Annotated in this window: 21 protein-coding genes and 1 pseudogene; 5 read left to right on the plus strand and 17 right to left on the minus strand. The window is 60.4% G+C overall.

All coding sequences use genetic code 11. From position 1 onward, the window contains the following. Nucleotides 1-18: 18 nt before the first annotated feature. Nucleotides 19-942: a LysR family transcriptional regulator gene (locus J3P73_RS25580; protein ID WP_130687378.1), complete on the minus strand. Its 924-nt coding sequence runs from the start codon at nt 940-942 to the stop codon at nt 19-21. A 124-nt stretch (nt 943-1,066) separates the two neighbouring features. On the opposite strand from J3P73_RS25580, the gene J3P73_RS25585 reads away from it, so the two are divergent. Then, a complete protein-coding gene (locus J3P73_RS25585; RefSeq protein WP_027688119.1) occupies nt 1,067-1,903 on the plus strand; it encodes an alpha/beta hydrolase in 837 nt (278 codons plus the stop codon). A gap of 62 nt (nt 1,904-1,965) precedes the next feature. Here J3P73_RS25585 and J3P73_RS25590 read toward each other — a convergent pair whose 3' ends face one another. Continuing rightward, entirely contained in the window at nt 1,966-2,604 is a 639-nt protein-coding gene (locus J3P73_RS25590) for a TetR/AcrR family transcriptional regulator (protein ID WP_027688118.1), read from the minus strand. A gap of 200 nt (nt 2,605-2,804) precedes the next feature. Here J3P73_RS25590 and J3P73_RS25595 point away from each other — a divergent pair, with 200 nt between their 5' ends. Continuing rightward, entirely contained in the window at nt 2,805-5,267 is a 2,463-nt protein-coding gene (locus tag J3P73_RS25595) for a beta-glucosidase (RefSeq protein WP_027688117.1), read from the plus strand. A gap of 93 nt (nt 5,268-5,360) precedes the next feature. Here J3P73_RS25595 and J3P73_RS25600 read toward each other — a convergent pair whose 3' ends face one another. From J3P73_RS25600 to J3P73_RS25610, 3 genes are all read right to left on the minus strand, one after another. After that, nucleotides 5,361-5,897, minus strand: a complete 537-nt coding sequence (locus tag J3P73_RS25600; RefSeq protein ID WP_024321579.1) for an OmpA family protein — start codon at nt 5,895-5,897, stop codon at nt 5,361-5,363. Nucleotides 5,898-5,911: 14 nt separating this feature from the next. Then, nucleotides 5,912-6,586 carry a L,D-transpeptidase gene (locus J3P73_RS25605; RefSeq protein ID WP_024321578.1) on the minus strand — a complete coding sequence of 225 codons (675 nt, stop codon included), beginning with the start codon at nt 6,584-6,586 and terminating at the stop codon, nt 5,912-5,914. A 164-nt stretch (nt 6,587-6,750) separates the two neighbouring features. Further along, nucleotides 6,751-7,725, minus strand: a complete 975-nt coding sequence (locus J3P73_RS25610; protein ID WP_024321577.1) for an alpha/beta fold hydrolase — start codon at nt 7,723-7,725, stop codon at nt 6,751-6,753. A gap of 137 nt (nt 7,726-7,862) precedes the next feature. Between J3P73_RS25610 and J3P73_RS25615 the strand changes: the two are divergent. Both J3P73_RS25615 and J3P73_RS25620 read left to right on the plus strand, forming a co-directional pair. Beyond that, nucleotides 7,863-8,911: pseudogene (locus tag J3P73_RS25615) on the plus strand (AI-2E family transporter). A gap of 325 nt (nt 8,912-9,236) precedes the next feature. Beyond that, a complete protein-coding gene (locus J3P73_RS25620; protein ID WP_024321575.1) occupies nt 9,237-9,662 on the plus strand; it encodes a CBS domain-containing protein in 426 nt (141 codons plus the stop codon). Nucleotides 9,663-9,708: 46 nt separating this feature from the next. On the opposite strand, the gene J3P73_RS25625 is transcribed toward J3P73_RS25620, so the two are convergent. From J3P73_RS25625 to J3P73_RS25655, 7 genes are all read right to left on the minus strand, one after another. Further along, a complete protein-coding gene (locus J3P73_RS25625; RefSeq protein ID WP_027688115.1) occupies nt 9,709-10,713 on the minus strand; it encodes an ABC transporter ATP-binding protein in 1,005 nt (334 codons plus the stop codon). Then, nucleotides 10,713-11,690 carry an ABC transporter ATP-binding protein gene (locus tag J3P73_RS25630; RefSeq protein WP_027688114.1) on the minus strand — a complete coding sequence of 326 codons (978 nt, stop codon included), beginning with the start codon at nt 11,688-11,690 and terminating at the stop codon, nt 10,713-10,715. The genes J3P73_RS25625 and J3P73_RS25630 overlap by 1 nt, the downstream gene beginning before the upstream one ends. After that, nucleotides 11,687-12,601: an ABC transporter permease gene (locus J3P73_RS25635; RefSeq protein WP_130693127.1), complete on the minus strand. Its 915-nt coding sequence runs from the start codon at nt 12,599-12,601 to the stop codon at nt 11,687-11,689. Before J3P73_RS25635 ends, J3P73_RS25630 begins: the two co-directional genes overlap by 4 nt. Nucleotides 12,602-12,605: 4 nt before the next feature. After that, nucleotides 12,606-13,580 carry an ABC transporter permease gene (locus J3P73_RS25640; RefSeq protein WP_130693126.1) on the minus strand — a complete coding sequence of 325 codons (975 nt, stop codon included), beginning with the start codon at nt 13,578-13,580 and terminating at the stop codon, nt 12,606-12,608. A gap of 128 nt (nt 13,581-13,708) precedes the next feature. Further along, the gene (ggt, locus tag J3P73_RS25645) at nt 13,709-15,319 is read right to left on the minus strand and encodes a gamma-glutamyltransferase (protein ID WP_130693125.1); all 1,611 of its coding nucleotides are present in this window, start codon (nt 15,317-15,319) and stop codon (nt 13,709-13,711) included. Then, nucleotides 15,316-16,170, minus strand: coding sequence for an alpha/beta hydrolase (locus J3P73_RS25650; protein WP_130656361.1), 855 nt, complete (start codon nt 16,168-16,170; stop codon nt 15,316-15,318). Before J3P73_RS25650 ends, ggt begins: the two co-directional genes overlap by 4 nt. Nucleotides 16,171-16,315: 145 nt before the next feature. Next, a complete protein-coding gene (locus J3P73_RS25655; RefSeq protein ID WP_024321568.1) occupies nt 16,316-17,890 on the minus strand; it encodes an ABC transporter substrate-binding protein in 1,575 nt (524 codons plus the stop codon). 193 nt (nt 17,891-18,083) lie between these two features. On the opposite strand from J3P73_RS25655, the gene J3P73_RS25660 reads away from it, so the two are divergent. Then, complete coding sequence (locus tag J3P73_RS25660; protein WP_027688109.1) at nt 18,084-18,848, plus strand: IclR family transcriptional regulator; 765 nt, start codon at nt 18,084-18,086, stop codon at nt 18,846-18,848. Between the two features lie 96 nt (nt 18,849-18,944). On the opposite strand, the gene J3P73_RS25665 is transcribed toward J3P73_RS25660, so the two are convergent. Genes J3P73_RS25665 through J3P73_RS25685 form a run of 5 tightly spaced genes read right to left on the minus strand, consistent with a single transcriptional unit; the run spans nt 18,945 to nt 23,699 of the window. Beyond that, nucleotides 18,945-19,880, minus strand: coding sequence for a dihydrodipicolinate synthase family protein (locus J3P73_RS25665; protein ID WP_207580027.1), 936 nt, complete (start codon nt 19,878-19,880; stop codon nt 18,945-18,947). Nucleotides 19,881-19,905: 25 nt separating this feature from the next. Continuing rightward, nucleotides 19,906-20,859: an ABC transporter ATP-binding protein gene (locus tag J3P73_RS25670; protein WP_027688107.1), complete on the minus strand. Its 954-nt coding sequence runs from the start codon at nt 20,857-20,859 to the stop codon at nt 19,906-19,908. Then, a complete protein-coding gene (locus tag J3P73_RS25675; RefSeq protein ID WP_207580028.1) occupies nt 20,860-21,876 on the minus strand; it encodes an ABC transporter ATP-binding protein in 1,017 nt (338 codons plus the stop codon). It lies immediately after the preceding gene. Between the two features lie 8 nt (nt 21,877-21,884). After that, nucleotides 21,885-22,802, minus strand: coding sequence for a dihydrodipicolinate synthase family protein (locus J3P73_RS25680; protein WP_024321563.1), 918 nt, complete (start codon nt 22,800-22,802; stop codon nt 21,885-21,887). Between the two features lie 18 nt (nt 22,803-22,820). After that, complete coding sequence (locus J3P73_RS25685; RefSeq protein WP_130663250.1) at nt 22,821-23,699, minus strand: ABC transporter permease; 879 nt, start codon at nt 23,697-23,699, stop codon at nt 22,821-22,823.

Below are 23,699 nucleotides of genomic sequence, written 5' to 3' on the forward strand. Positions count from 1 at the left end.
GCATTCAGCCGAGCTCGATCATCGCGACAAACTTGGCGCTGGTCGAAAAGCGTCGGGTCGGGCGGCAAAGTTCGCAACAACAAAATCCACGAAAGCGCGGACTTTTGGTGAAAGCTGACGATTGGACGGCCAGACGAGCGAGAGCGAGCCATACGGCACCATGAAGGAGGTCAGGACGGGGACCAAACTCCCGCTTCGCGTAGGGGGCTCTGCGACGTAGACAGGCAGATGCGCGATCCCCAAACCGTCCCGTGCTGCCCGTAGCCCTGCGTCCGTATTGTTGAATGTAAGGCTTCTCGGGAAAATTACCCGATCGTATGGCGAGCGGAATGCCCATGGTGCGAGCCGGCCGCTGGACGGGTATTTGAAGTGAATGCAGGCATGTTGGGAGAGGTCATCCGGCGTCTCCGGTTGTCCATGGCGGTTGAAATAATCGGGACTTCCGCAAACGACGAAATGCTGGTCGCCAAGATGGCGGGCAATCAATCGAGCATCGGCGAGCTCGCCACTCCGCACGACGACATCCAGGCCCTCTGCCACCAGGTCTATCACCTTGTCTTCGAAATCGATGTCCAGTTCGATCTCCGGAAATTGCTCGGCAAAAATAGGCAGGATCGGCATAAGAAGATGGTGCCCGACGATATGCGGCACACTGACGCGAAGGCGCCCCCTTGGACGTTCCCGGCTTCGTGAGATTGTGGCTTCTGCATCATCCATGTCGTCGATGATGCGTTTGTAGCGCTCGTAGAGGACCGCTCCTTCCTCAGTCAGGCTGATACTGCGCGTTGTCCGATTGAAGAGCCGCACGCCCAGCCGGCTTTCGAGACGCGCCACTGCCTTTCCGATCGCGGACGGCGAAACTCCGGCAACCCTAGCGGCTGCAACATAGCTCTGCTGTTCGACGGCGTGAACGAAGGCGACAACGCTTGCGAGACTCTCCACATTAGCACCTGATTGAAGATATTTTGTCCTTTATGTACGGCCACGAGGTGCCATTGATCAATATTGCATAGAAAATATCCTCTGTCTCGATGCGCGACCAGCCAATATCAAAGGAGCGAGCGGTATGCGGGACTATGCAAAAGAACGACCCGAGCACACGGAAAAATACATCGGAGAGAATGACTTATTTCTCGAAATATTTCATGCGCACAGCGCTTCGAGGCAGTCCGTTCGGCCGCCTTTGCTCTTCGTCCACGGCGCCTTTACCGGGAGCTGGATGTGGAGCAAATACATTCCTCATTTCATATCGGCTGGATGGAACTCTTATTGCGTCAACCTGCGGGGCCACTACAAAAGCAGGTCGGTGGATTTCACAAAAATCCTGTTTGAAGATTACCTGGAAGACATCCGGCTGGTGATCGCCGAAATCATCAAAGAATGTGGAACCCCGCCCATCGTGATCGGATTCAGCATGGGCGGAATCCTGAGCCAGAAACTGGCGGAAAGTGTGAAGATTGCCGGGCTGGTCTTGATCGATTCCAGCATTTGCAAGGAAGTGCACGCGGAGGCGCCCTATCGCGATCTCGCGTTGCGAATGCCCGGCCTCGTCGTACCTGCTCCCGTGCGCGACGAGCAAATCAGCGTCGATGAAACATTCGAGGATATCGAATTCCAGCGGAAGTACCTGTCAATGGAATCTGCAAAGGCATTCAGCGCATTTTCCTTTCATTTCGGGGCGGAGGGGATTTCCATCAAAGGCGAGAAGATCGCCTGTCCCAGCCTCGTCATTTGCGCCATCAACGACGAATCCGATGAACATCGAGGCCGGGCGACAGCACGTCACATCGGCAGCGAGTATTTAGGTCTCTGGGGTACGACACATACCGGTCTGCTTGTCGGGCAGCGCTATTACGAAGCTGTAAGCCGCATTATGGCCTGGTTGGCACGCTTTGATGGATGAAAGATCTTCCGATGGAGCGTCATCCGCGACCGGCTCCCGAGCGCAGAGTCGCAAGCCAAAACTCAGTCCTCCAGGCCAAGGCTCGCCAGCAGGCGGCTGACATAGGCTTCCAACCCGCCGACCATATCGAAGCGGGTGGGATCGCGCAGCCAGAGCATCTGAAGGCCGTCCATCACGGCGATCAGCTCGGCCGCCATCGCCCTGCCATCGATTTTGCGGTCTATCGAGCCATCGGCGATGGCCCTTTCGAAGGTCGCGGCGATGTCGTCCTGCAGCTGGGTGGCGCGATCGAGAAACCATGCTTTGGCCGGGTGATCCTTCATCAGGCTCTCGGCATTCAGGATGGCGAAGGCCCTGATAACCTCGATCATTTCGGCGTTGCGGCGGAAGACCCCGACCATGCCCTTGAGCAGGCCGCGGAGATCGGAGCGATAGGGCCCGATGTAGCTTTCACATTCGAGATCGCGCTTGTCCAGAATGCCTAGCAGGAGATCGACCTTGGTCGGGAAATGGTGCAGCAGGCCGGGCAGCGACAGGCCGACGTCGCGAGCCACATCGCCGATGGCGGCATTCTGATAGCCGTCTTCGGCAAAGCGCCGCATCGCAGCCGACAGGATCTCCGCGCGGCGCGCTTCGCCCTTGCGAGATCGGCGCCGTCGCTTTTCCTCCTGTCCGGTCTTCGGTTCGAAAAATTCTGCCATCGTCTCTTCCGCCTGCCCCTTCTCCCGCCCTCTATCCATATATCACGGCTCGGCGGTTGACATCTTAAAAATACCGAGTAATCGGTAGGTTTAAGAACTGCCTGGTGCGTAGAGAAGTTGGCGTCGCCACCGGATGAATTGCCCGGGCATGCTCGGCCAGCACTTCGCAATGCCCGAATTCCATTGAAGGGGAGGTTTGCATGATCGATTCCATTCTCGACAAGATGACGCTCGAGGAGCAGGTCTCGCTGCTGTCTGGCGCTGATTTCTGGACGACTGTTCCCGTCGAGCGTCTTGATGTGCCGAAGATCAAGGTGACGGACGGGCCGAATGGCGCCCGCGGCGCGGGCTCGCTGGTCGGCGGCGTCAAGGCGACCTGCTTTCCTGTGGCCATCGCGCTCGGCGCCACCTGGAATCCCGATCTCGTCGAGCGCATGGGTGTGGCGCTTGCCCACCAGGCGAAGAGCAAAGGGGCCGCCGTGCTGCTTGCGCCCACGGTGAATATCCATCGTTCCGGCCTTAACGGGCGAAATTTCGAATGTTATTCCGAGGATCCGATGCTGACCGCGGAACTGGCCGTCGCCTATATCAAGGGCGTGCAGAGCCAGGGGATCGCGGCGACGATCAAGCACTTCGCCGGCAACGAATCCGAGATCGAGCGGCAGACCATGTCTTCCGATATCGACGAGCGGACGCTGCGCGAAATCTACTTTCCGCCCTTCGAACAGGCTGTCAGGCGCGCCGGCGTTATGGCCGTCATGTCTTCCTATAACCGCCTCAACGGCACCTATACCAGCGAGCATGAGTGGCTGCTGACCAAGGTGCTACGCGAGGAATGGGGATTCGACGGGATCGTCATGTCCGACTGGTTCGGTTCGCATTCGACGGCCGAGACGATCAATGCCGGTCTCGATCTCGAAATGCCCGGCCCGGCGCGCGATCGCGGCGAGAAGCTGGTTGCCGCCGTGCACGAGGGCAAGGTCGAAGCCGCCACGGTGCGGGCGGCGGCGCGGCGGATCCTGCTGCTGCTCGAGCGGGTCGGCGCGTTCGAGAAGAGGCCCGACCTCACGGAGCAGGCGGTCGACCTGCCGGAAGACCGAGCGCTGATCCGGCGTCTCGGCGCGGAAGGCGCGGTCCTTTTGAAGAACGACGGCATGCTGCCGCTTGCCAAGACATCGCTCGACCGGATCGCCGTCATCGGACCCAACGCCGCGAGCGCGCGTGTCATGGGCGGCGGCAGCGCGCAGATCGCGGCGCATTATACGGTCAGCCCACTCGAAGGGATTCGAGCCGCCCTTTCCAATGCCAACAGCGTCAGCCACGCCGTCGGCTGCCGCCATAACCGTCTAATCGAGGTGGCCAAGGGAAAGATCACCGTCGAATATTTCAAGGGGCGTGGTTGCCAGGGCAATCCGCTTCACGTCGAGACCGTCGACAAGGGCGAGTTCTTCTGGTTCGAGCTGCCGTCAGGCGAACTCGACCCCGCCGATTTTTCGGCGCGGATGACGATGCAATTCGTGCCGGAGGAGAGCGGCGATCATGTCTTCGGCATGACCAATGCCGGACTGGCCCGGCTCTTCGTCGATGGCAGGCTCACGGTCGACGGCCATGACGGCTGGACACGCGGCGAAAACTATTTCGGCACGGCCAATGACGAACAGCGCGGCACGGTGGCGCTCGATGCGGGCCGAGCCCATGTCGTTACCGTCGAGTATGATCCCCCGGTGGCGAACGGGGAGGGGATCAACCTCACGGCCATTCGGTTCGGCGTCGAAAAGCCCTTGGGCGAGGCCGATATGCAGGAAGCCGTCGAGACGGCGCTGAATGCAGATGTGGCGCTTCTCTTCGTCGGCCGCGACGGCGAATGGGATACCGAGGGCTTGGACCTGCCCGACATGCGGCTTCCGGGCCGGCAGGAAGAGCTGATCGAGCGGGTTGCGGCCGTCAACGCCAACACAGTGGTCGTGCTGCAGACCGGCGGCCCGGTGGAAATGCCCTGGCTCGGCAAGGTTCGCGCCGTGTTGCAGATCTGGTATCCCGGGCAGGAGCTGGGCAATGCCGTCGCCGATGTCCTGTTCGGCGACGTCGAGCCCGGTGGACGCCTGCCGCAGACATTCCCGAAAACGCTTGCCGACAATTCCGCCATGACGGGCGATCCAGCCGTCTATCCGGGTAAGGATGGGTATGTGCGCTATGCCGAAGGCGTGTTCGTCGGCTACCGTCACCACGATACACGCGCTGTCGAGCCGCTCTTCCCCTTCGGTTTCGGCCTTGGATATACGCGCTTCAGCTGGGGTGAGCCGCGCCTGTCGACGAGCGACATGGGTGCCGAAGGCGTGACTGTCAGCATCGATCTGACCAATATCGGCGACAGGGCCGGGTCGGAACTGGTCCAGCTCTATGTGCGTTCGCCAAAGTCCAGAGTGGAGCGGCCGGACAAGGAGCTGCGCGCCTTCGCAAAGCTTTCGTTGCCGCCCGGTGAGACTGGGACGGCCGTAATGAAGATCCTGCCGCGCGATCTCGCTTATTTCGACATCGAGGCCGGGGCCTTCCGCGCCGAACCGGGTGATTACCAGCTGATTGTGGCGTCGAATGCCGCGGATATCAGGTTCATCATCGATCTGCCGTCACCACTCGAACATGTACTGCCACCTTCGTATTAAACGCAGGCTAGCGAGATCCATGTCGTATTCGAGCTGAGCCGGGCCGATAGCGCTTGGCGCCTCTGCGCCAAGCGTTGAGTGGTTCGAGCTGGATCAGACCGCGTCAGGCTGAGCACGCAGATTGGAGACGACGCGCCTGTTCTGGACCTTGCAAGAGCGCTCCGTGCAGTCGCGGACTTCGCGGTCGTTGCCGTAGCCCTTGGCCCACATGCGTCTGGCCTCCACGCCCTTCGAGGCGAGATAGGCCATCGCCGCATCGGCGCGCTTTTGCGACAGCGTCTCCATCTTGGATGCGGAACCGGAATCGTCGGCAAAGCCCTGCAGCTTGAGCAGCCAGGACGGGTTCTTGTTGAGCCAGGCGGCTTGGTTATCCAGGGTTGCCATGGCGACGGAATCGAGTGTTGCGGAATCCTGCTTGAAGTAGATCCGCCGGCCGACATTGAGGATGAAATCCTCTTCGCTGCCCATCGCAACATTCTCGAAACCGGGCGCCGGATCGTTGGTCTGGCCGGTCATCGGCGCCGCAGCAGGTTCTTCCACGGAGGCGATATCGGTGGTGCTGCAGGCGGCGAGCGCCAGGAGCATGGCTGCGGCGGCAAGGCGCCTCACATATCCGGTCGGAGCAGACATCAGGGTGATATTCCTCATTCGACCGGAGTTGTTTGGCTGACCTGCGCGGCATTCTCAGCCTGATCGGCAATATGCGGCAGAACCTGCACCGCGGTGCCGATCGGGCAACGCTGGTAAAGATCGATGGCGTCTTCATTGAACATGCGGATACAGCCGCTCGACGCATCCTTGCCGATGCTCCACGGCTCCAGCGTGCCGTGGAAGCGATAGCCGGTGTCGACGCCGTCGCGATGCAGGTACATGGCGCGGGGACCGAGTGGATTTTTCGGTGAGCCTCCCGCCACGAATTCGGGCAGTTCGGGATGGCGCTTGCGCATCTCAGGCGGCGGCGTCCAGCGCGGCCAAAGCGATTTGCTGTCGATCGTCGCGCGGCCAAACCATTTGAAGCCCTCGCGGCCGACGCCGACGCCGTAGCGGATGGCCGTCTTGTTCTCCATGATCACGTAGAGGAAATGGTGTCTCGTATCGACGACGACGGTGCCGATCGGCTCGCTGCTGAAATATTTGACGACCTGGCGGTGCCACTTCTTGTCGATCTTGGCGAAGTTGGTTCTTCGGAACGTCACGCCATTGTCGACGATGGTGCCGTCGAAAAAGGAAGACGCCGCGGCGAATGCCGGTTTCCGGACTGCACCGGCGCCAAGTAACGCCAATCCACCAAGCACAATATTTCTGCGTGTCCACGGCATCGGCAATATCCCCCTTAAAGCCAAGCAGCGAAGCGTCAGTAAATCAGATTTTTCATTTGCCACAATAGAAAAATCATCTCCACCCTAAAGGCAGAGATCGGGTCGCGGGTCTCCTGTGTCTGGTATTGCCCCATCGTTGCTCTGGAATGCCGCGGCGCTTCGAATTAAAGGGCCGGGGATTCATCTCCTCTGAAGACCGGCATGTACTCTTTGCGAGATGGCGCTTCCGCAACCGCCTGCGAGCCGATGCTCCTCACACGCGGGAGTTCCGTTTCTTGTGCGGATGCCTCCACAAGGTCACCAAGCATCCGTCGCGCCACGGCAGGGACCACATGATGGGGCAAATGCCCGACACCTTTCAGCAATCTGACGATCGGCCCCGGATGCTTCCTGCAAAGCCAATCGATATGCCAGTTCGGTGAAATCACGCGGTCCGCCATCCCGAAGAGAACGTGCAGGGGAAGATCGCCAGGCAGATCTGGAAGGCGCTCCATGTCTCGGTTGAAGGCGCGCAACTCGTCTGCCATCGTGCGGATGGTAATGGGATTGACCACGTGAGAGGCCGGCAGGTCCGAGAGATGAGAAGGCAGGGGATTGGGAAAGGAGGACGACCTCAGGCCTCGATCGAGAAAGAATGCGGGCCACCGGCCGATGACGTGCTGGCGGATCAACGGCCCGACCACCGGGGCGACCGCCGATCTAAGCACAATCAACGGCTTCGGCGGCACTGGCCTGCAACATGGAGAGATGAGAAAAAGCCCCCTGACCAGGTCCGGTCTTCTTGCCGCAAGGTATAACGCGGCTGCGCTGCCGATCGAGTGCGCGACGATCGTCACCTCCGGCAGGTCAAGAGAGGCGAGAAGGTGTTCAAGCCAGAAGGACTGTCCCTCAGGTCCACGCTCAGCCGGTGCAAGCGGCGTGCTCAATCCATAGCCAGGGCGGTCGGGTGCAATGATCCGGAAATCGCTGTTGTCGAAGGGAAACAAAATTTCCTGCGCAAGGCTGCCGCAGCCATGCAGCAGGAGGACTGGAATGCCATGTGGGTTGCCACCGTCAATGATGTGAACATCCTGATCTTCTACGTGAATTGTAGTTCCGAGCGTCGGCTGGACTGATTGCTTCATTAACATGAGCCGCATAACGAAAATCGCAGGTAGAAGTTCCGGCCGGTTGCGAGACGGCGCCTGCGTTATCGCGCCGTTAGGGTGGAGGGGAGGCCCAGCGCTACCGCCGCATCTGTGCTACCATCATCGCGGTCTCGAAGCGGAAAGATCGAATGCTCCTTCAGCGTGTCAGTTTCTATGTGCTTCTGGTCCTCGTGACCATTGCGTTCGTCGCCGTCGTGCTACCGTTCTATTCGGCGATATTCTGGGCAGTCGTCCTCGCTATCATCTTCTTCCCGTTTCACGCCCGTTTGGAGGCCCGGCTGGGTGGGTGGGCAAACCTTGCTGCAGCGCTCTCCGTGCTGATCTGTCTTTGCGTCGTTATCATTCCCGGGCTGATCGTCCTCAGTTCACTCGTCCAGCAGGGCAACCTTCTCTACCAACGCATGGACAGCGGCGAGATCGATGTCCGAAGCTTTATCCAGAAAATGCAGGAAGCGTTGCCCTTGTTCCTCCGCGACTGGCTCCGGAAGATCGAGCTGAATGGCGCCGATACGTTTCAGGATCGCGTTTCCTCGGCATTGATGCAGGGCGGCGGCTTCTTTGCCGGGCGTGCCTTGAGCCTCGGCCAGAACACCCTGCGGTTCTTCGTGACCTTCGGCGTGATGCTCTATCTCCTGTTCTTCGTATTCCGGGATGGGCGTGCCTTGCCGGTGTCATCAGAAGAGCGCTGCCTCTCAGCGACGCCCATACGCTGCGCTTCACTTCCAAATTCACCTCGGTCATTCACGCGACCGTGCGAGGCAATATTATCATCGCCATCATCCAGGGTTCGATCGGCGGGATCGCCTTCTGGGCACTCGGCGTCGAACCAGCCCTTCTGTGGGGCGTGCTGATGAGCTTCCTGTCGCTGCTGCCTGCGGTCGGCGCCGCATTGATCTGGATACCCACGGCCGTTTACCTGGCCCTTGCCGGCTTTTGGGTGAAGGCGATTGTGCTGGTTGCGGTCGGCGCCCTCGTCATCGGTCTTGTCGATAATCTTCTGCGGCCGCGCCTGGTCGGCAGGGAGACCAAGCTTCCCGACTATGTTGTCCTCATTTCCACCATTGGCGGCATTTCTCTACTAGGCATCAATGGTTTCGTGATCGGGCCGCTGATAGCCGCTCTCTTCATCGCCGCTTGGGGGATATTCGTGGAGGAGGAGGGCACGTCGGATTCCTGACGATGCGGCCGGAGCAATTAACGATGGCTTCCGGAACTTTCGTCTCCCTGGCTGGTTTGATAGATTCGAACCATCATCATGTTCAATCGACGCCAACCGTAAGATCGGTTTTGGGGGCCTACGTTACTATAGTGATCCGGGCAAGGTGCGGAAAGTGCGCCACGGACTGCCGGCAGAAGTCCAGGCCCTCTGGTCGGATCCTGATAAGCCCGTTGAAGATGGTTCGAGGAGCGACCAGGAGGAGCGGGCATAAATGGAGCCGCCTCCTTTCGGAACGACTCTCACGTTTGACGTTCCGCTAACCGCACAAGCAGGAGGAAAGACCATGAAAGTGTCAGAGATCATGTCGCGCGATGTAGAAATCGCCAACCCTAGTCAGACGATAGCCGAAATCGCGAGATGCATGGCCGACAGGCAGATCGGCTTCCTGCCGGTCGGCGACAACGACCGGCTCGTCGGAACGATCACCGACCGCGATCTCGTCGTGCGCGGGCTTGCCGACGGACTCGGGGGCGATGCAAAGGTGCGCGAAGTCATGTCGCGCGATGTCAAATATTGTTTCGAAGACGAAGATGTCGACGACGTGACCCGCAATATGGGGCAGGTCCAGGTCCGCCGCCTTCCCGTCGTCAATCGTGACAAACGCCTAACCGGCGTCATCTCGCTCGGCGATGCGTCCCTGGCGGACACCGCTGCAGCGGGAGCCGGGTTGAAAAAAGTGTCCCGTCCGGGCGGCGCTCATGCACATTAGAACAGGGATGATTGCCTGAAGCAATCAGCGATCCTATCGTTTGAGATCATTCATCGTTGAGGTGGCAAGCCGACAGGTGCCTCGGTGCAATTTCCTTTTTCACCGGCGCTTCCATATGACAGCGATCCATCGCAAACGGGCATCTCGGATGAAAGTGACAGCCTTTCGGCGGGTTTATCGGGCTGGGGAGTTCGCCGTCGACGGGCTTGAACTGCCGCTTGCCGGATTCGATGCGCGGCACCTCGGCCAAGAGCGCTTTCGTGTAAGGATGATTGGGCCGCCTGAAAACCTCCTCGACAGGCGCCTCTTCGACGATGCGGCCGAGATACATGATCGCAACGCGATCGGAAATATGTTCCACGACGCCGAGATCATGGCTGACGAACAAATAGGTCAGGTCGAGCTTGTCACGAAGTTCCATGAACAGGTTGATCACCTGGGCCTGGATGGAAACGTCGAGCGCCGCGACGCTTTCGTCACAGACGAGGAATTTCGGCTGCACGGCGAGCGCGCGCGCAATATTGACGCGCTGCCGCTGGCCACCGGAAAACTGATGCGGATATCGTTTTTTCATGGCCGGGTCGAAACCGGCCAGCATCAAGTATCTGTCGACATAGGCGTCGCGTTCCGTCGAGCGGGCAAGCCGATGTGTTCGAGGCGCCTCCCAGATAAGCTCCTCGACGGTCATGCGCGGATTGAGAGCCGCCATGGGATTCTGGAAGATCATCTGGCTGGCGAGACCGAACTGATGCTGCTCACCTTTCGACATGGCGCTTCGGTCCATCCCCTTCCAAAGAATTTGGCCCTGGCTTGGCGAGGTGATCCCTGCAATGGCGCGGCCGAGCGTCGACTTTCCGCATCCGCTTTCGCCGACAAGGCCGACAACCTCTCCGGGCCGAATGCTGAGGCTGACATTATCAAGCGCGTGAACGACAGGCGCAGGTTTGGCCAGCTTGAGCTTGAGCGCGATCTTGGCGGCGAGGTCGGGCTTGGCTCCGAAGCGCTGCGACACGTTCCTCGCTTCGATCAGGGGCGCGGCGGTCGCGATCATCATGCTACCTCTTTCGTTACGGGATGAATGCAGCGGAAGGAACGATCGCCTTCCGGCATGAGCGCCGGCATGACCAGACAGCCGTCGGTTGCCCGATCACAGCGCGTACGAAAACTGCATCCCTGTGGGAGCCGGTTGATCGCCGGTGTCATGCCACGGATCTGGCGAAGCGGCTCTCCGCGTCTGTTTTGCGAGGGAACGGACGCGATCAGACCGGCCGTGTAGGGATGGTGAGGATCGGTCAGAACCTTGCCCACCGGTCCGGTCTCCACAAGGCGGCCGGCATACATGACGGCGATCTCGTCGGCCAATCTTGAAACGATCGCCAGATCGTGGGTGATCCAGATCACCGCCGTATTTCCCTCTTCGGTGAGTTTCTGGAACTCGGAGATGATCTGGCTCTGGATCGTCACATCAAGCGCCGTTGTCGGTTCATCGGCGATGATGAGGTCCGGCTTGTGAAGAAGCGCAATGGCGATCGCCACACGCTGGCGCATTCCCCCGGAGAACTGATGCGGGTAGGCGGCAAGCCTTTCTTCAGGGCTTGGTATTCCGACCAGCGCCAAAGCATCCCGCGCCCGCTGCCGGGCGGTATCCTTCGATACCCGGTCGTGTGCCTGGACGGCTTCCACCATCTGCGTACCGACCGTCAGGACCGGGTTGAGCGTCATCATCGGATCCTGGAACACCATGGCGATCCGCTTGCCGCGCAGTTGCCGCATCTCTTCATCCGAATATTTCGCGATGTCGGCGCCGTCGAAGATGATCCTGCCGCCGGCAACCCGGCCGGGTTTATCGAGGAGCCGCATGATCGAGAAGCCGGTCACCGACTTTCCGGATCCGGATTCTCCCACAAGACCAAGGACCTTGCCGCGCTCCACCGTGAACGACACATCATTGACGGCGCAAAGGCTGGGCCGTCCCCTGCCGTTACCGAATTCGGTGACGAGATTGCTCACTTGCAGCAATGGGGTCATGACATGTTCCTCGGGTTGAGCACATCGCGCAGCCGGTCGCCGACGAGATTGATCGCCGCGATCGTGACCAGAAGGGCAATGCCGGGAAAGAAGCTGATCCAGTAGAGGCCCGTCAGAAGATACTGGTAGCCCGTCGAGATCAGCATGCCGAGCGAGGGTTCGGTCACGGATGCACCGAGACCGAGGAAGGACAAGGTTGCTTCCAGACCGATTGCCCGGGCGATCTGCATGGTGGCGATGACGATGACCGGCGCAAGACAGTTCGGCAGCAGGTGCCTGAAGAGGATGCGCCATCCGGGCAGGCGCAGCATCCGGGCCGCCTCGATATATTCCTTCTCGCGCTCGACCAGAGCGGTGCCGCGGACGGTGCGGGCATAGGTCGCCCACTCGGCGATGATAAGTGCGATCACCACGTTGGACACGCCCTTGCCAAGGACGGCGAGCATCATCAGCGCCATCAATATGGTCGGAAATGACAGCTGCAGGTCGACGAGCCGCATCATCGCGGTTTCCGTGCGCCCTCCCATGTAAGCGGCGAACAGTCCGGCCGAGGTTCCGATGATGGCAGCAGCGAAAGCCGACAGAACACCCACCAGCAAAGAGGTGCGCAGGCCATAGAGGATGCCGGACAGGATATCGCGGCCCTGGCTGTCGGTACCGAGGTGATAGACGAGCCCGGTCATGGATTCGGAACCCGGCGGCAGTCGTCCATCCATGATGTCGAGCTGCATCAAATCATAGGGATTTTGCGGAGAGATCCATGGCGCAAACAGCGCCAGGCAACAGATCATCACCAGCGTGAGGAAGGCAATCGCGGCTACCGGAGAGCTGAAGAAATCCGCGATCCCTTTCGACAGACGACTGGGTTCGGGCGCTGGAGCACTTGTGTCTTGCGTGTTTGGTTCGGCCATGGGGTCAAGCCTTTCCTTCCAGCCGGACCCGCGGATCCAGAAGGGTGTAAGAGATATCAATGATGAAATTGAGGACGACGAAGAGCAGCACCATCATCATCAGGTAGGCGACGATGACGGGGCGATCGAGAACGTTGATCGAGTCGATGATGAGCTTGCCCATGCCCGGCCACGCAAAGATGCTTTCGGTGACGACCGAAAAGGCGATGAGTGAGCCGAACTCGAGACCGATGATGGTCACCACCGGGATCATCAGGTTCTTGAGAACGTGCACGGAAATGATCCGCCGCTCTCGCAATCCCTTGGCGCGGGCAAACTTCACATAGTCCTGAGGAAGGACCTCCTGCACGCCGGCGCGGGTCAGCCGAAGAATGAGCGACGTCTTGAACAGAGCCAGGTTGAAGGCGGGCAATAAGAGGTGCCTGATGCCGTCTGCGGTCAGAAACGACCATTGTGCGCCGAGCAGTTCCCGCGTTGGGCCGCGGCCATTCGTCGGCAACCAGCCGAGCTCGACGGAAAACACCATGATCAGCATGAGACCGACCCAGAAGGTCGGAAGCGAGAAGCCCAGAATCGAGCCGCTCATGATCAGCTTGGAGGAAATCCGATTGGGGTAGAGCCCTGCATACAGCCCAAGCGGCAGGCCGAACAGCAGCGCGATGCCGAGAGCCGTGATCGCCAGTTCGAGCGTCGCCGGGAGACGTTCGAGGATCAGACCGAGCGCCGGCCGCCCATAAACGAAGCTGTCGCCGAAGTCCCCGTGCAGAAGTCCCTGAAGAAACAGCAGATACTGTTTCCACAGCGGCTGATCCAGACCGTAATGCGCGATGACGAGTGCCCGCTCGGCCTGATTGGCGTCCGGGTTGATGAGGATGTCGACCGGGTTGCCGATCACATTGACGCCGATGAAGACAATGATCGTCATCGCGACAATGACGAACAACGCCTGTATCAACCGCCTGATAATGGATGTGACCATTGAACCTCTCCCTACAGCGCCGCTCGTCTTTTCGAGAGCCGCAGGACGCTGTAACGTTTTGAATCGACGTCTTTGTTTCTACGCACGTCGTTGTCGCAAAACCGCTGCGCACTTTTGCGCGACATGCTTTAAGCGACGGAGATCGCCATCCCGTCGCGCTGCGGATCGGCCGCGCCTTTCGAGATGCCGCCGTCAATCTTGATCGCGTGGACTGCGGCGAACGCATATGTCTGCGGCGACCGCGCCACCGGGTAGCCCTGCGCCCGCAGCTCGTCTTCGACAGAGTGTCGAATGCGATTGCAGATGTCGATCGTATTTGACACCCCTACGATCCTCGGCGCCGAGACGGCTTCGAGCACGGACATGTCGAAATCGATCAAGTTCATCAGGCATTGCGCAACGGCGGGCGCAATATAGCTGCCGCCTGGCGCTCCGATGACGATGCTGGGTTCGTCGCCCTTAAAGACGATCGTCGGCGCCGCCGAGCTGGGACGCCGCTTGCCGGGCGCGATGGAGCCGGGCTTACCGGGAAGCGGATTGAAGCGGCTCATCGTGCCATTGTACATGAAGCCGAGGCCGTCGGTGATCGCGCCCGAGGGACTGCCGAGGGTGTGGGTCATCGCGACGGCATTGCCGTCCTTGTCGATCACCGAGATGTGGGTGGTGTCGCGCTGCGACCCATCAAGGCGCGATACGCTGGCGATCTCGCCCGCCTTGATCGCGCCGGCATGCACCTTTGCATGCTCTTTCGACAGCAGCTTTTCATAGGGCACGTCGACATAGGCGGGATCGCCCATATGCGCGTCCTTGTCGATCGTCATCCGCTTCATCGCTTCGAACAGGATGCGGACATGTTCGGCGCTGCCATGCTGCAGCGAGCCGACATCGAACTGCTCCATGATATGCAGGAGTTCCAGCATCGGGAAGCCCGAGCCTGGCGGAGGCGAGGTGGCGATGCGGTTGCCGCGGTAGTCGCCCCAAACCGGCTCTACCTTCGACAATTCGTAGCGCGCCAGATCCTGCCGATCGATCAAGCCGCCATTTTCCTTAAAATCGCCGGCGATCTGTTCGGCCAGTTCGCCGTGATAGAAGATGTCCGAGCCGCCGCTTCGCGCGATGCGTTCGAGGGTCTCTGCCATGTCCTTGTTGACGAGCAGGTCGCCGACATTCTTGAGCGTGCCGTCGTCGTGGAAATAGACTTTCCGGCCCGTTTCAGAAAAGCGCAGCTTGTCGAGCGTGTTGGCAAAACCGTCATTCGACTGGTCCTTGGCCCAATACCAGTGCATGTGGTTTCGGATCATGAAACCGTTACGGGCAAGGCGGATGGCCGGTTTGATGAGATCGGCCCAATCGAAGGTGCCGTAGTCGCGCAGCGCGGTCTCATAGCCCTTGAGCGAGCCCGGAGTGCAGACGGCAAGGTAGCCGATATCCGAAATATTGCCTTCAAGCACGTAGCCGAAGCCGTCGCGGCTCTGGTGCTTGATCTTGTCGAGCCACATGTCCGGCGCAGCCTTCAACGGCGCGCGCGCATAGAATTCGAGGATCTCGTGCACGCCCTTTTTCGGCATGTAGACATGCATGGAGCCGAAGCCGCCGATGCCGGCCATTTGCGGGTCGACCACGCCCTGGACGAAAGCACAGGCAAGTGCTGCGTCGATGGCATTGCCGCCGCGTTCGAGAACTTCCGCGCCGGCTTCGACCGCCTCCGGCTGAGGCGCTACGATCGTTGCATTTCTCATTTTGCGCGACGGCCCTCCAGCACCTTTGCCAGGAAGGCCTTGACGTAGCCCAGAACTTTCATCCGGTCGTGAGAGACGCCCGGAACACGATCGAACGTCACATCGACACCCGCTTTGCGGAATGAGCTCGCCAAGGCGGCAAGGCGCTCGGGCCGCGTTTTGCCGGCGTCATTTGCGCCATCCATATAATATTTGCCACCCGGCTTGTGGGTGATTTCCCAGGTCTCCAGATCGGCGTCGCCGACGATCATATGCACCGGCACCTTGGCGAGATCTTCGGGCCGGAAGGCCTTGCCGAAGCGCGCCTCCAGATCCCGAACGCCGACCCACCAGTCACGCGTCGGATCCAGAAGAGTGACGGAACCAGGTGCGCCAATCGATGCCGCCCAGAGCTTTTCCGGATGCAGGATGGTGAAACGGTGCACGAAATGCCCGCCGCCGGAGAAGCCGAACATGGCGAATTTGGACCAGTCCTGGCGGTATTTGTCGGCCATCTCCACGACCATGGCAAGGACGACCTGATCGTAGCGGATGTCGCCTTCCTCAAGAAACTTGTAGCCTGAACGCGCGCCATCGCCGAGAACGCCAACCGGGAAGATCGGGCAAAGGATGGCGCAGTCGTTGTAGAGCCCGAATTCGGCAAAACCATCGCGGAAGTCGATGGCCGACGTGCGCCCGGTGCCGTGGACCGCGACCAGGAGGTCGAGCTTGCGGCCGTCTGCCGCCGTCGGTGGCACATAAAGCACCATATGGAGGCGGGGATCGGCCTGAGAGGCGAAGATGGCCGTCTGGCCATAGTCATAGATGGCCTTCGCCCGGGCGACGGCTTCGCCCGTTCCAAGTTCCTGCATGAATGTCTCCTGGGAGATGAAGAAAGGGACGGCCCTGGTGCGGCCCCATGATGCTGTTAAACCGCGTCGCATCGAATGGATCGATGCGACGCACTTCAAATCTTTATTTGTCCCAAAACCGCTGCAGGCTTTTGGACGACATGCATTAGTCCGCCGGCTTCACGTCATAAGCGAGCGTATATTTGTCGCCGCGCGGGGTGTAGGACACGGTCTTCTTCGCACCCAGCACGACGTTTTCGTAATGCATCGGGAGGAGCCAGAGGTTGTTGAAGGTCTCGGTCGACAGCTCCTCGAGAAGGGGCGCGCGTGCAGCTTCATCGAGTGTCGAACTCGCCTTGGCCAGCACCTCGTCGATCTTCGGATCGGACACGCCGCCGCCATTATATCTGCCGGTCCCCTTTTTCTCGTCGCGCGTCGCGACGAGCGCGACAGTCGGATTGGTGGTTTCGCCGGTGTTCACACCCCAGGAGCCGAAATAGGTGCTGTAGGTGCCCTTTGAATAGGCTTCCGAATACATCGACCAGGGCAGGACCTCGACTTTCGATTTGATCCCGATGCGTGTGAACATCTGGCCGACCGCCTGCAGAACTTCGGCATCCTTGACGTAACGGCCAGAGGGACCGTGCAGGGTCAGGCTGAAGCCATCGGGATAACCGGCCTCGGCCAGAAGCGCCTTGGCGGCGGCGGGATCATAACCCACCTTCTCGACTTTTTCGGAATAGCCCGCATAGCCTTGGGTGACGAATTGGTCGGCCACCGTGCCGTTCTTCTGCATGACGCGGTCGACGATTGCCGGCCGGTTGATCGACATCAGCATTGCTTGACGCACCCGTTCATCCTTGAGCGGGTTCTTGTCGAGATCGGAACCATCCGCAGCCTTCACGAAAGGCGAAACATCGCGGCTGACATCGAGGCCAAGATAAACAAAGCGGGAAGACAGGCCGTTGATGACTTGCAGATTATCGCTCGCTTCCACACGTGCCATTCCATCGGCAGGAAGGGTTTCGACAATGTCGATCTCGTTGGAGAGAAGCGATGCCAGACGGGCGCCGTCATCGGGCAGGAAGCGCAGCGTGACGTTCGACCAGTGCGAGGGGCCTGCGAAATAGCTGTCATTGCGCTTCAAGGTCAGGTTGCTGCCTGGCGAATAGGAGACGAAGGAATAGGCCCCGGTTCCGATTGCACACTTGCCGTTGTCGAAATCCTGGACCGGTGCCTCCTTGCAATCGGCGCTGATAATGCGAATTCGGCTGACGGAATTCAGCAGGATCGGATCCGGAACCTTTGTCTCGACGACGATGGTATAGGGATCCGTGGCGGTGACATTGACAATATTGCGAGTGTAGGAGGCAAAGCTCTGGCTGGGCTTGTCGCGGGCACGCAGAAGCGAAGCGATGACGTCATCGGCGTTGAACTCGCTGCCGTCATGGAATTTCACGCCCTTCCGCAGCTTGAATTCCCAGTGGGTAGGGTCGACAACCTTCCATTCGGTGGCGAGTTCCGGCGCATTTGCCGACGTTCCCGTGAGGTTTATGAGGCTGTCCCAGATATGGCGCGAGGTCGCATTGTTTGGCGCCGAACTGTCTTCATGAGGATCCAGCGTCGTCGGCGTCGTCGACATCCCGATCGTCAGCGGGGTTTCCTGTGCGGCGACCATTGCAGGAATAGCAATCGTGCCAAGCAGCCCGATCGCTGCCCGCGTCAATGTTTTTGCGGCCATTTCTTCCATCCCGGTTTAGCGTTTTTGGGGCGACCTTGCTTGGTCGGTACGAGCAGGTTCCCGTCCACTCTCGACGCAAATTGGTAAGGGGGCCTCAAGGGGGCTGTCAAACGGAAAACAAGCGCGTTACGATAGGCGTAACTCGAAACTACGCCAATCCTTCAGCTTTGGTCGCGGAGAAAATTCTGGTCCCATGGACAAAAGACAACCGTCAAAAGGTGATATCGTGCAATCTGTTGATGTCTGCATCGAGGTATTGCTGAATGTCGCCAAAAACCCGGACATCAGACTGACCGAGGTCGCACAGAACATTGGGGAAACCAAGCCGAGAATTTTACGCATGTTACGCACACTGGAACGGCGCGGCCTGGTGCGGAAGAGCGATACGGGCACTTACCGGCTGGGAACGACTGCGATCATTCTCGGCACCGCTGCCTCGACACAGGTTGATCTGGTGCGAATAGCCAATCCTATTCTTGAAGAAGTCGGCCAGAAGGCGAACGAAACGACCCAGCTCAGGATCATCGACAATGGGGAATCCCTGTGTATTGCAAAGTTCGAACCGATGCGCGACTTGCGGGTGCAGGCGATGATCGGTCGAAGACGGCCGCTCACCGCAGGCTCCTACAAGGTGCTTCTCGCCTATCTCCACCCCCAGGTGCAGCTGCAAATGATCCCCGAGACTTTACCGCGGCTGACCAAGCGCACGATCACGGATCGTGGCAAGCTGGTTGCTGAATTGGATAAAATCCGCCGCCAGGGATTTTGTGTGAGTTACGGTGAAGTCAGCGATCAACTCGTCTCCGTCTCGGTGCCGGTTCTGGCATTCGACGGATCCGTGATCGCCGCGGTGAATGTCGGCGCCCCGGCCTTCCGCACGCAAAAGAGCGACGTCGACCGCTTCATCGTTCTGCTGAAAGAGGCCTCCAGCAAGATATCGGCTCGGCTGGGATGGTAGAGCTTTTCGTTCTGCGCCATATCGGACCTTGTCTCTTCGGTTCGATCCCCACCAAGACAAACCAACGCAGGTTGCTTCTGCGCCAGGCCCGCCAACTCAGGGGAAAAGATCGGGGAGTTCGGCGCGTGCGATCGGTCGCAATCTGACCGCTTCTGCCGTGTCTATCGAGCGATAGGGAAACCGCAAACGGGTGCCCACGGGTCCCCAATTACCGATCGCACTTAAGAGTTTGTCGAGAGCGGCATTCGAATAGCCAAATTCCTCCCGAAACGGGACGATATGCGCGTCCATAAAGGTGCAGATGCGTCGCTCCAGATCGAGTGCGGCGTCGATATCGTTTCGCATCGAAACCGTCCAGGTCTGAGCGCCGCGGGGACTAAGGCAGGCCACATTGGAAAAGGAGCCTGCTGCCACACCTTCCTTGGTACCGGTTGCGAGATGATGGCCGGGGACGAAGAGCGAAAGCCCGGACAGATGCCGGCGTGCCTCGGCATACCAGGAGGCGTCGCCATCGGCGAGCTTGATGCCGATTACCTCAGGCACCGCGGCGCAGACCATGCCCAGCTCCTTTGGTGCCAGCACGCGTTTTGCATGCGGCGGATTGTAGAGGATGAGCGGAATTCCGTCGGCAGCCTCGGCCGCTCGTTTCAGGAAGTCGACCGCTTCGGCATCGGTGAGCGGCCACCAGTCCGGCAAGATGACCTGAATGGCGCGGGGATCGAGCGCGGCGGCGCGGCGGACGCGATTGAGCATGATCAGCGGGTCGGGCTGGCAGGCGCCGATGACGAATGGCTTTGAAGACGCCTTGCAGCGCTCGGCCAGCATTGCCTGGATCCTGTCGAACTCCACCTCCGTCTGATTGTGGAATTCGCCGGCCGTGCCATTTGAGTAAATACCATCGACGCCGGCATCGATGAGGATGTCGATCTCTTCACCGAGCTTGCCGAATTCGATGTTGTCATCGGCTGCGATCGGCAGAAGCAGGCTCGCCCAATTTCCGCCGATGGCGGGACGCGGCATCTTCGCGTTCATCTGTTTTTCCCCGATGGATGACGGATCAGTTGAGGTCGTCGCGAATGCAGGCCTTGAAGTGGCCCGGCGCGACTTCCCGCAGTTGCGGAACGGCGCCGGCACAGGCCTCGAGCGCGCTCGGACAGCGTGTGCGAAAAACACATCCGCTCGGCGGATTGGCCGGACTTGGAATATCGCCTTTCAGGATCTGCCTGTTACGGCGGGCATCCGGATCAGGCGAGGGAATCGCCGAGAGCAAGGCGCGCGTATAGGGATGCTGCGGTCTCGCATAGAGATCGGCACTCGGCGCGACTTCCATGATGCGGCCGAGATAGAGCACGATCACCCGGTCGCAGATATATTCGACGACGGCGAGGTCATGCGAGATGAACAGCATGGTCAGGCCAAGCCGCTGCTGCAGGTCGCGCAGCAGGTTGATCACCTGCGCCTGGATCGACACGTCGAGCGCCGAGACCGGCTCGTCGGCGACGATGAAGTCGGGCGACAAGGTCAACGCCCGGGCAATGCCGATGCGTTGGCGCTGGCCACCGGAAAATTCATGCGCGTACCGATTGATCGCATCGGCGGGCAGTTCGACCTCTGCCAAGGCCGACCGTGCCCGGTCGAGCCTGTCGCGGGCAGTGCCGATCCCTTGGATCTGCAAGCCTTCCGTCAGGATCTCACCGATCGTCATGCGCGGCGACAGGCTGGCGAAGGGGTCCTGGAATATATACTGCATGCGCGGCCGTTGCCGTCTGAGCGCGGAGGCGGAAAGCGCTGTGAGCTCCGTCCCGTCGAAACGGACGCTGCCGGACGAGGGTTCGACGAGGCGAAGGACGGAACGCCCGATCGTGGTCTTTCCGCTGCCGGATTCGCCGACAAGCCCGACGACTTCACCCTTGCCGATATCGAAGGAGATGCCCTGAAGAATGTTCAGCCGCGTGCCACGGGAGGTATAATGTTTCGAAAGGTCGCGGACGGAAAGCAGCGGTGCGCTCATCTAGATCTCCTGCCATCTGATGCAGCGGCTGCGGTGCTGCGGATTGACCTGTTCGAGCGCGGGAACCGTGACGCGACAGGCTTCGATCGCGAACTTGCAGCGCGGGGAAAAGGCGCAGCCGCTCGGCATGTTCATCAGGCTCGGGACCATGCCGGGGATCGCAGCGAGCTTTTCGCCGGCCTGTTTCATCCGCGCCGCATGGCCAAGGCGCGGCATGGAGGCGAGAAGGCCCATCGTGTAGGGATGCTTGGGATTACGGAAGACCTCGCCGACCGGCCCTTCTTCGACGATCCGTCCAGCATACATCACCGCGACGCGATGGGCGATTTCGGCGACGACGCCGAGATTGTGGGTGACAAAGAGCATGGCCATGCCGCGCTCGCGCTGCAGTTTGAGGAGCAGGTCGAGAATCTGCGCCCGGATGGTCACATCGAGCGCCGTGGTCGGCTCGTCGGCGATCAACAGCGCCGGATCACAGGCGAGCGCCATGGCGATCGTCGCACGCTGCCGCATGCCGCCCGACAGTTCGTGCGGATATTGGCCGGCACGGCGTCGAGCGTCCGGTATGCCGACGCTTTCAAGCAACGCGACGGCTGCGTTCATCGCCGCCTTGCGATCGGCACCGCGATGGATGCGGATCGGCTCGGCGATCTGGTCACCGATGGTAAAGACGGGATTGAGGCTCGACATCGGCTCCTGGAATATCATGCCGATGTCGTCGCCCCTGATCCTGCGCATGCTCTCTTCATCGAGGGAGACGAGATCGCGGACCACGCCGTCGCTCGTCGCAAGGCGGATGCTGCCTGCGGCGATCACGCCGATGTTGCGGGTGAGCAGCCGCATGACCGACAGGCTGGTGACCGACTTGCCGGAGCCGGATTCGCCGACGAGCGCAAGCGTCTCGCCGGCGGCAACGGTCAGGTCGATATTGTTGACCGCCGTGATCTCACCGCCGCGGATGCGGAAGATCGTTCGCAATCCTCTGATGTCGAGTACGGGTTCGGCGGTCTGTTCCATCAGCTGGCTCAGTTCAGCAGACCGGTTGCACGCAGGATCTCATCGATCCGCGCGGTTTCGGCTTCGTTGAGGGAGGCACGCGGCCGCGGCATGACGGCGGAATCGATGATGCCGAGGCTGCGCATAGCGGTCTTGAAGGCGCCGATGCCGGCTGCGCCGCCACTGACGCGGCCCTGCGCGACCCAGACGATTTCGAAGAGGCGGCAGAGGCGCTCCTGTTCCTTCTTCGCGGCGACCCAGTCGCCGCGCTGCGCAGCATTCCAAAGGCGGACATAGCCGTGCGGATCGACATTGGCGATACCAGGGACAACACCATGGGCGCCCATCAGCAGGGCGGTGTCGACGACGATCTCGGAGCCGGTCATCAGGAAGACGTCCTTGTGTTCGGCTAGGTCGAGGAGCGCATAGCGGAAGTTGCCGTCATCGCCGCTGGAATCCTTGAGGCCGATTATGGCGCCTTCCCTGGCAAGCGTGACCACGGTCTGGCGCTGCAGCTTGACGTGAACGCAGACCGGAATGTCGTAGGCGATCAGCGGAATGTCCACCGCGTCGCGGATATAACGGAAGTGGTCGAGGATCTCGGACTGGCTGGTGACCGTATAGAATGGCGCCGTCACCACGACCGCATCGGCGCCAGCGGCCTTTGCAACCTTCGCATGGGCGATGACGCGATCCGTGGTTGGATCGATGACCCCAACGATCAGCGGCACCCGGCCATTCACCACCTTGGCCGAATGTTCGATGATGTCCCGCCGGGTCTTTTCGTCATGGAAGATCACCTCGCTCGTCGAGCCGAGCACGAATACGCCATGGCAGCCGGCACCGATCAGATGCTCGAGCACGCGCGTATAGGATGGGTAGTCGACGGTGAGATCCGGATTGAGCGGTGTTACGACGGGGGGAACGACACCCTTGAATTTGGTCATTTTCGCTTCTTTCGATTGTCAAATCAGTTCGGCACGCGGGTCGAAGGCATCTCTGAGGCCATCGCCAATGAAGTTGATCGCCAGGACGGCAAGGATCAGCGCGGCGCCGGGGAAGAGCCATTGCCACGGATATTGTTCGAGCACGGCGGTCGAGCGGGCCGCGTTCAGCATGTTGCCCCAGCTTGCTGCCGGCGGGGCGATGCCGAGACCGAGAAAGGACAGCCCCGCCTCGAGCAGGATGGCATTGGCAATCTGCAGCGTTGCATAGACCACCAGGATATCGATCGAGTTCGGCAGGCCGTGGCGAAAGAGCAGATGTCCGATGCCGGCGCCCATGCCGCGAGCGGCCATGACGAAGTCGCGTTCACGCAATTCCAGCAGCCGCGAGCGGATCATGCGCGCAAGCAGCGGCCAGGAGAGCAGCGAGATGACCAGCACCGTCGGCCAGATGCCGGTGCCGGCAATCGAGGCGAGCACAAGCAGGAAGATGACGGGCGGCAGGGTCATCACCAGATCGACGAAGCGCATCGAGACGGCGTCCGTCCAGCGTCCTGCCAGCGCCGAGATTGCCCCGAAAAGAAAACCGATGACCGCGGAAAGCGCGGTGGATGCGACGGCGACCAGCAGCGAAATCCGGCCGCCTTCGAGCACGCGGGCGAAGACGTCGCGGCCGACACCATCGGCTCCGAACCAGTGCGTCGCCGTCGGGCCGCTATTCATGGCCAGAAGATCGATGTCGTTCGGCCGGAAAGCCCACCATAGCGGATAGGAAAGGATCAGCAGCAGCATCGGAATGGCAATGCAGACGCCGGCAACGGCTGCGCGATTGAGCAGAAACCGACTGAAGGCGCGGGCAAGTGGTCCGGGGCTCCGGCGTTCGGAAGAGCGTGCCAGCAT

Source organism: Rhizobium ruizarguesonis (assembly GCF_017357285.1).
Lineage (GTDB): Bacteria > Pseudomonadota > Alphaproteobacteria > Rhizobiales > Rhizobiaceae > Rhizobium > Rhizobium ruizarguesonis.

Excerpts from the sequence above, each read along its gene's own strand:
- J3P73_RS25585 (WP_027688119.1), top strand. The coding sequence starts at position 1,067 with ATGCGGGACTATGCAAAAGAACGACCCGAGCACACGGAAAAATACATC.
- J3P73_RS25590 (WP_027688118.1), bottom strand. The coding sequence starts at position 2,604 with ATGGCAGAATTTTTCGAACCGAAGACCGGACAGGAGGAAAAGCGACGG.
- J3P73_RS25595 (WP_027688117.1), top strand. The coding sequence starts at position 2,805 with ATGATCGATTCCATTCTCGACAAGATGACGCTCGAGGAGCAGGTCTCG.
- J3P73_RS25600 (WP_024321579.1), bottom strand. The coding sequence starts at position 5,897 with ATGTCTGCTCCGACCGGATATGTGAGGCGCCTTGCCGCCGCAGCCATG.
- J3P73_RS25605 (WP_024321578.1), bottom strand. The coding sequence starts at position 6,586 with ATGCCGTGGACACGCAGAAATATTGTGCTTGGTGGATTGGCGTTACTT.
- J3P73_RS25610 (WP_024321577.1), bottom strand. The coding sequence starts at position 7,725 with ATGCGGCTCATGTTAATGAAGCAATCAGTCCAGCCGACGCTCGGAACT.
- J3P73_RS25620 (WP_024321575.1), top strand. The coding sequence starts at position 9,237 with ATGAAAGTGTCAGAGATCATGTCGCGCGATGTAGAAATCGCCAACCCT.
- J3P73_RS25625 (WP_027688115.1), bottom strand. The coding sequence starts at position 10,713 with ATGATCGCGACCGCCGCGCCCCTGATCGAAGCGAGGAACGTGTCGCAG.
- J3P73_RS25630 (WP_027688114.1), bottom strand. The coding sequence starts at position 11,690 with ATGACCCCATTGCTGCAAGTGAGCAATCTCGTCACCGAATTCGGTAAC.
- J3P73_RS25635 (WP_130693127.1), bottom strand. The coding sequence starts at position 12,601 with ATGGCCGAACCAAACACGCAAGACACAAGTGCTCCAGCGCCCGAACCC.
- J3P73_RS25640 (WP_130693126.1), bottom strand. The coding sequence starts at position 13,580 with ATGGTCACATCCATTATCAGGCGGTTGATACAGGCGTTGTTCGTCATT.
- ggt (WP_130693125.1), bottom strand. The coding sequence starts at position 15,319 with ATGAGAAATGCAACGATCGTAGCGCCTCAGCCGGAGGCGGTCGAAGCC.
- J3P73_RS25650 (WP_130656361.1), bottom strand. The coding sequence starts at position 16,170 with ATGCAGGAACTTGGAACGGGCGAAGCCGTCGCCCGGGCGAAGGCCATC.
- J3P73_RS25655 (WP_024321568.1), bottom strand. The coding sequence starts at position 17,890 with ATGGCCGCAAAAACATTGACGCGGGCAGCGATCGGGCTGCTTGGCACG.
- J3P73_RS25660 (WP_027688109.1), top strand. The coding sequence starts at position 18,084 with ATGGACAAAAGACAACCGTCAAAAGGTGATATCGTGCAATCTGTTGAT.
- J3P73_RS25665 (WP_207580027.1), bottom strand. The coding sequence starts at position 19,880 with ATGAACGCGAAGATGCCGCGTCCCGCCATCGGCGGAAATTGGGCGAGC.
- J3P73_RS25670 (WP_027688107.1), bottom strand. The coding sequence starts at position 20,859 with ATGAGCGCACCGCTGCTTTCCGTCCGCGACCTTTCGAAACATTATACC.
- J3P73_RS25675 (WP_207580028.1), bottom strand. The coding sequence starts at position 21,876 with ATGGAACAGACCGCCGAACCCGTACTCGACATCAGAGGATTGCGAACG.
- J3P73_RS25680 (WP_024321563.1), bottom strand. The coding sequence starts at position 22,802 with ATGACCAAATTCAAGGGTGTCGTTCCCCCCGTCGTAACACCGCTCAAT.
- J3P73_RS25685 (WP_130663250.1), bottom strand. The coding sequence starts at position 23,699 with ATGCTGGCACGCTCTTCCGAACGCCGGAGCCCCGGACCACTTGCCCGC.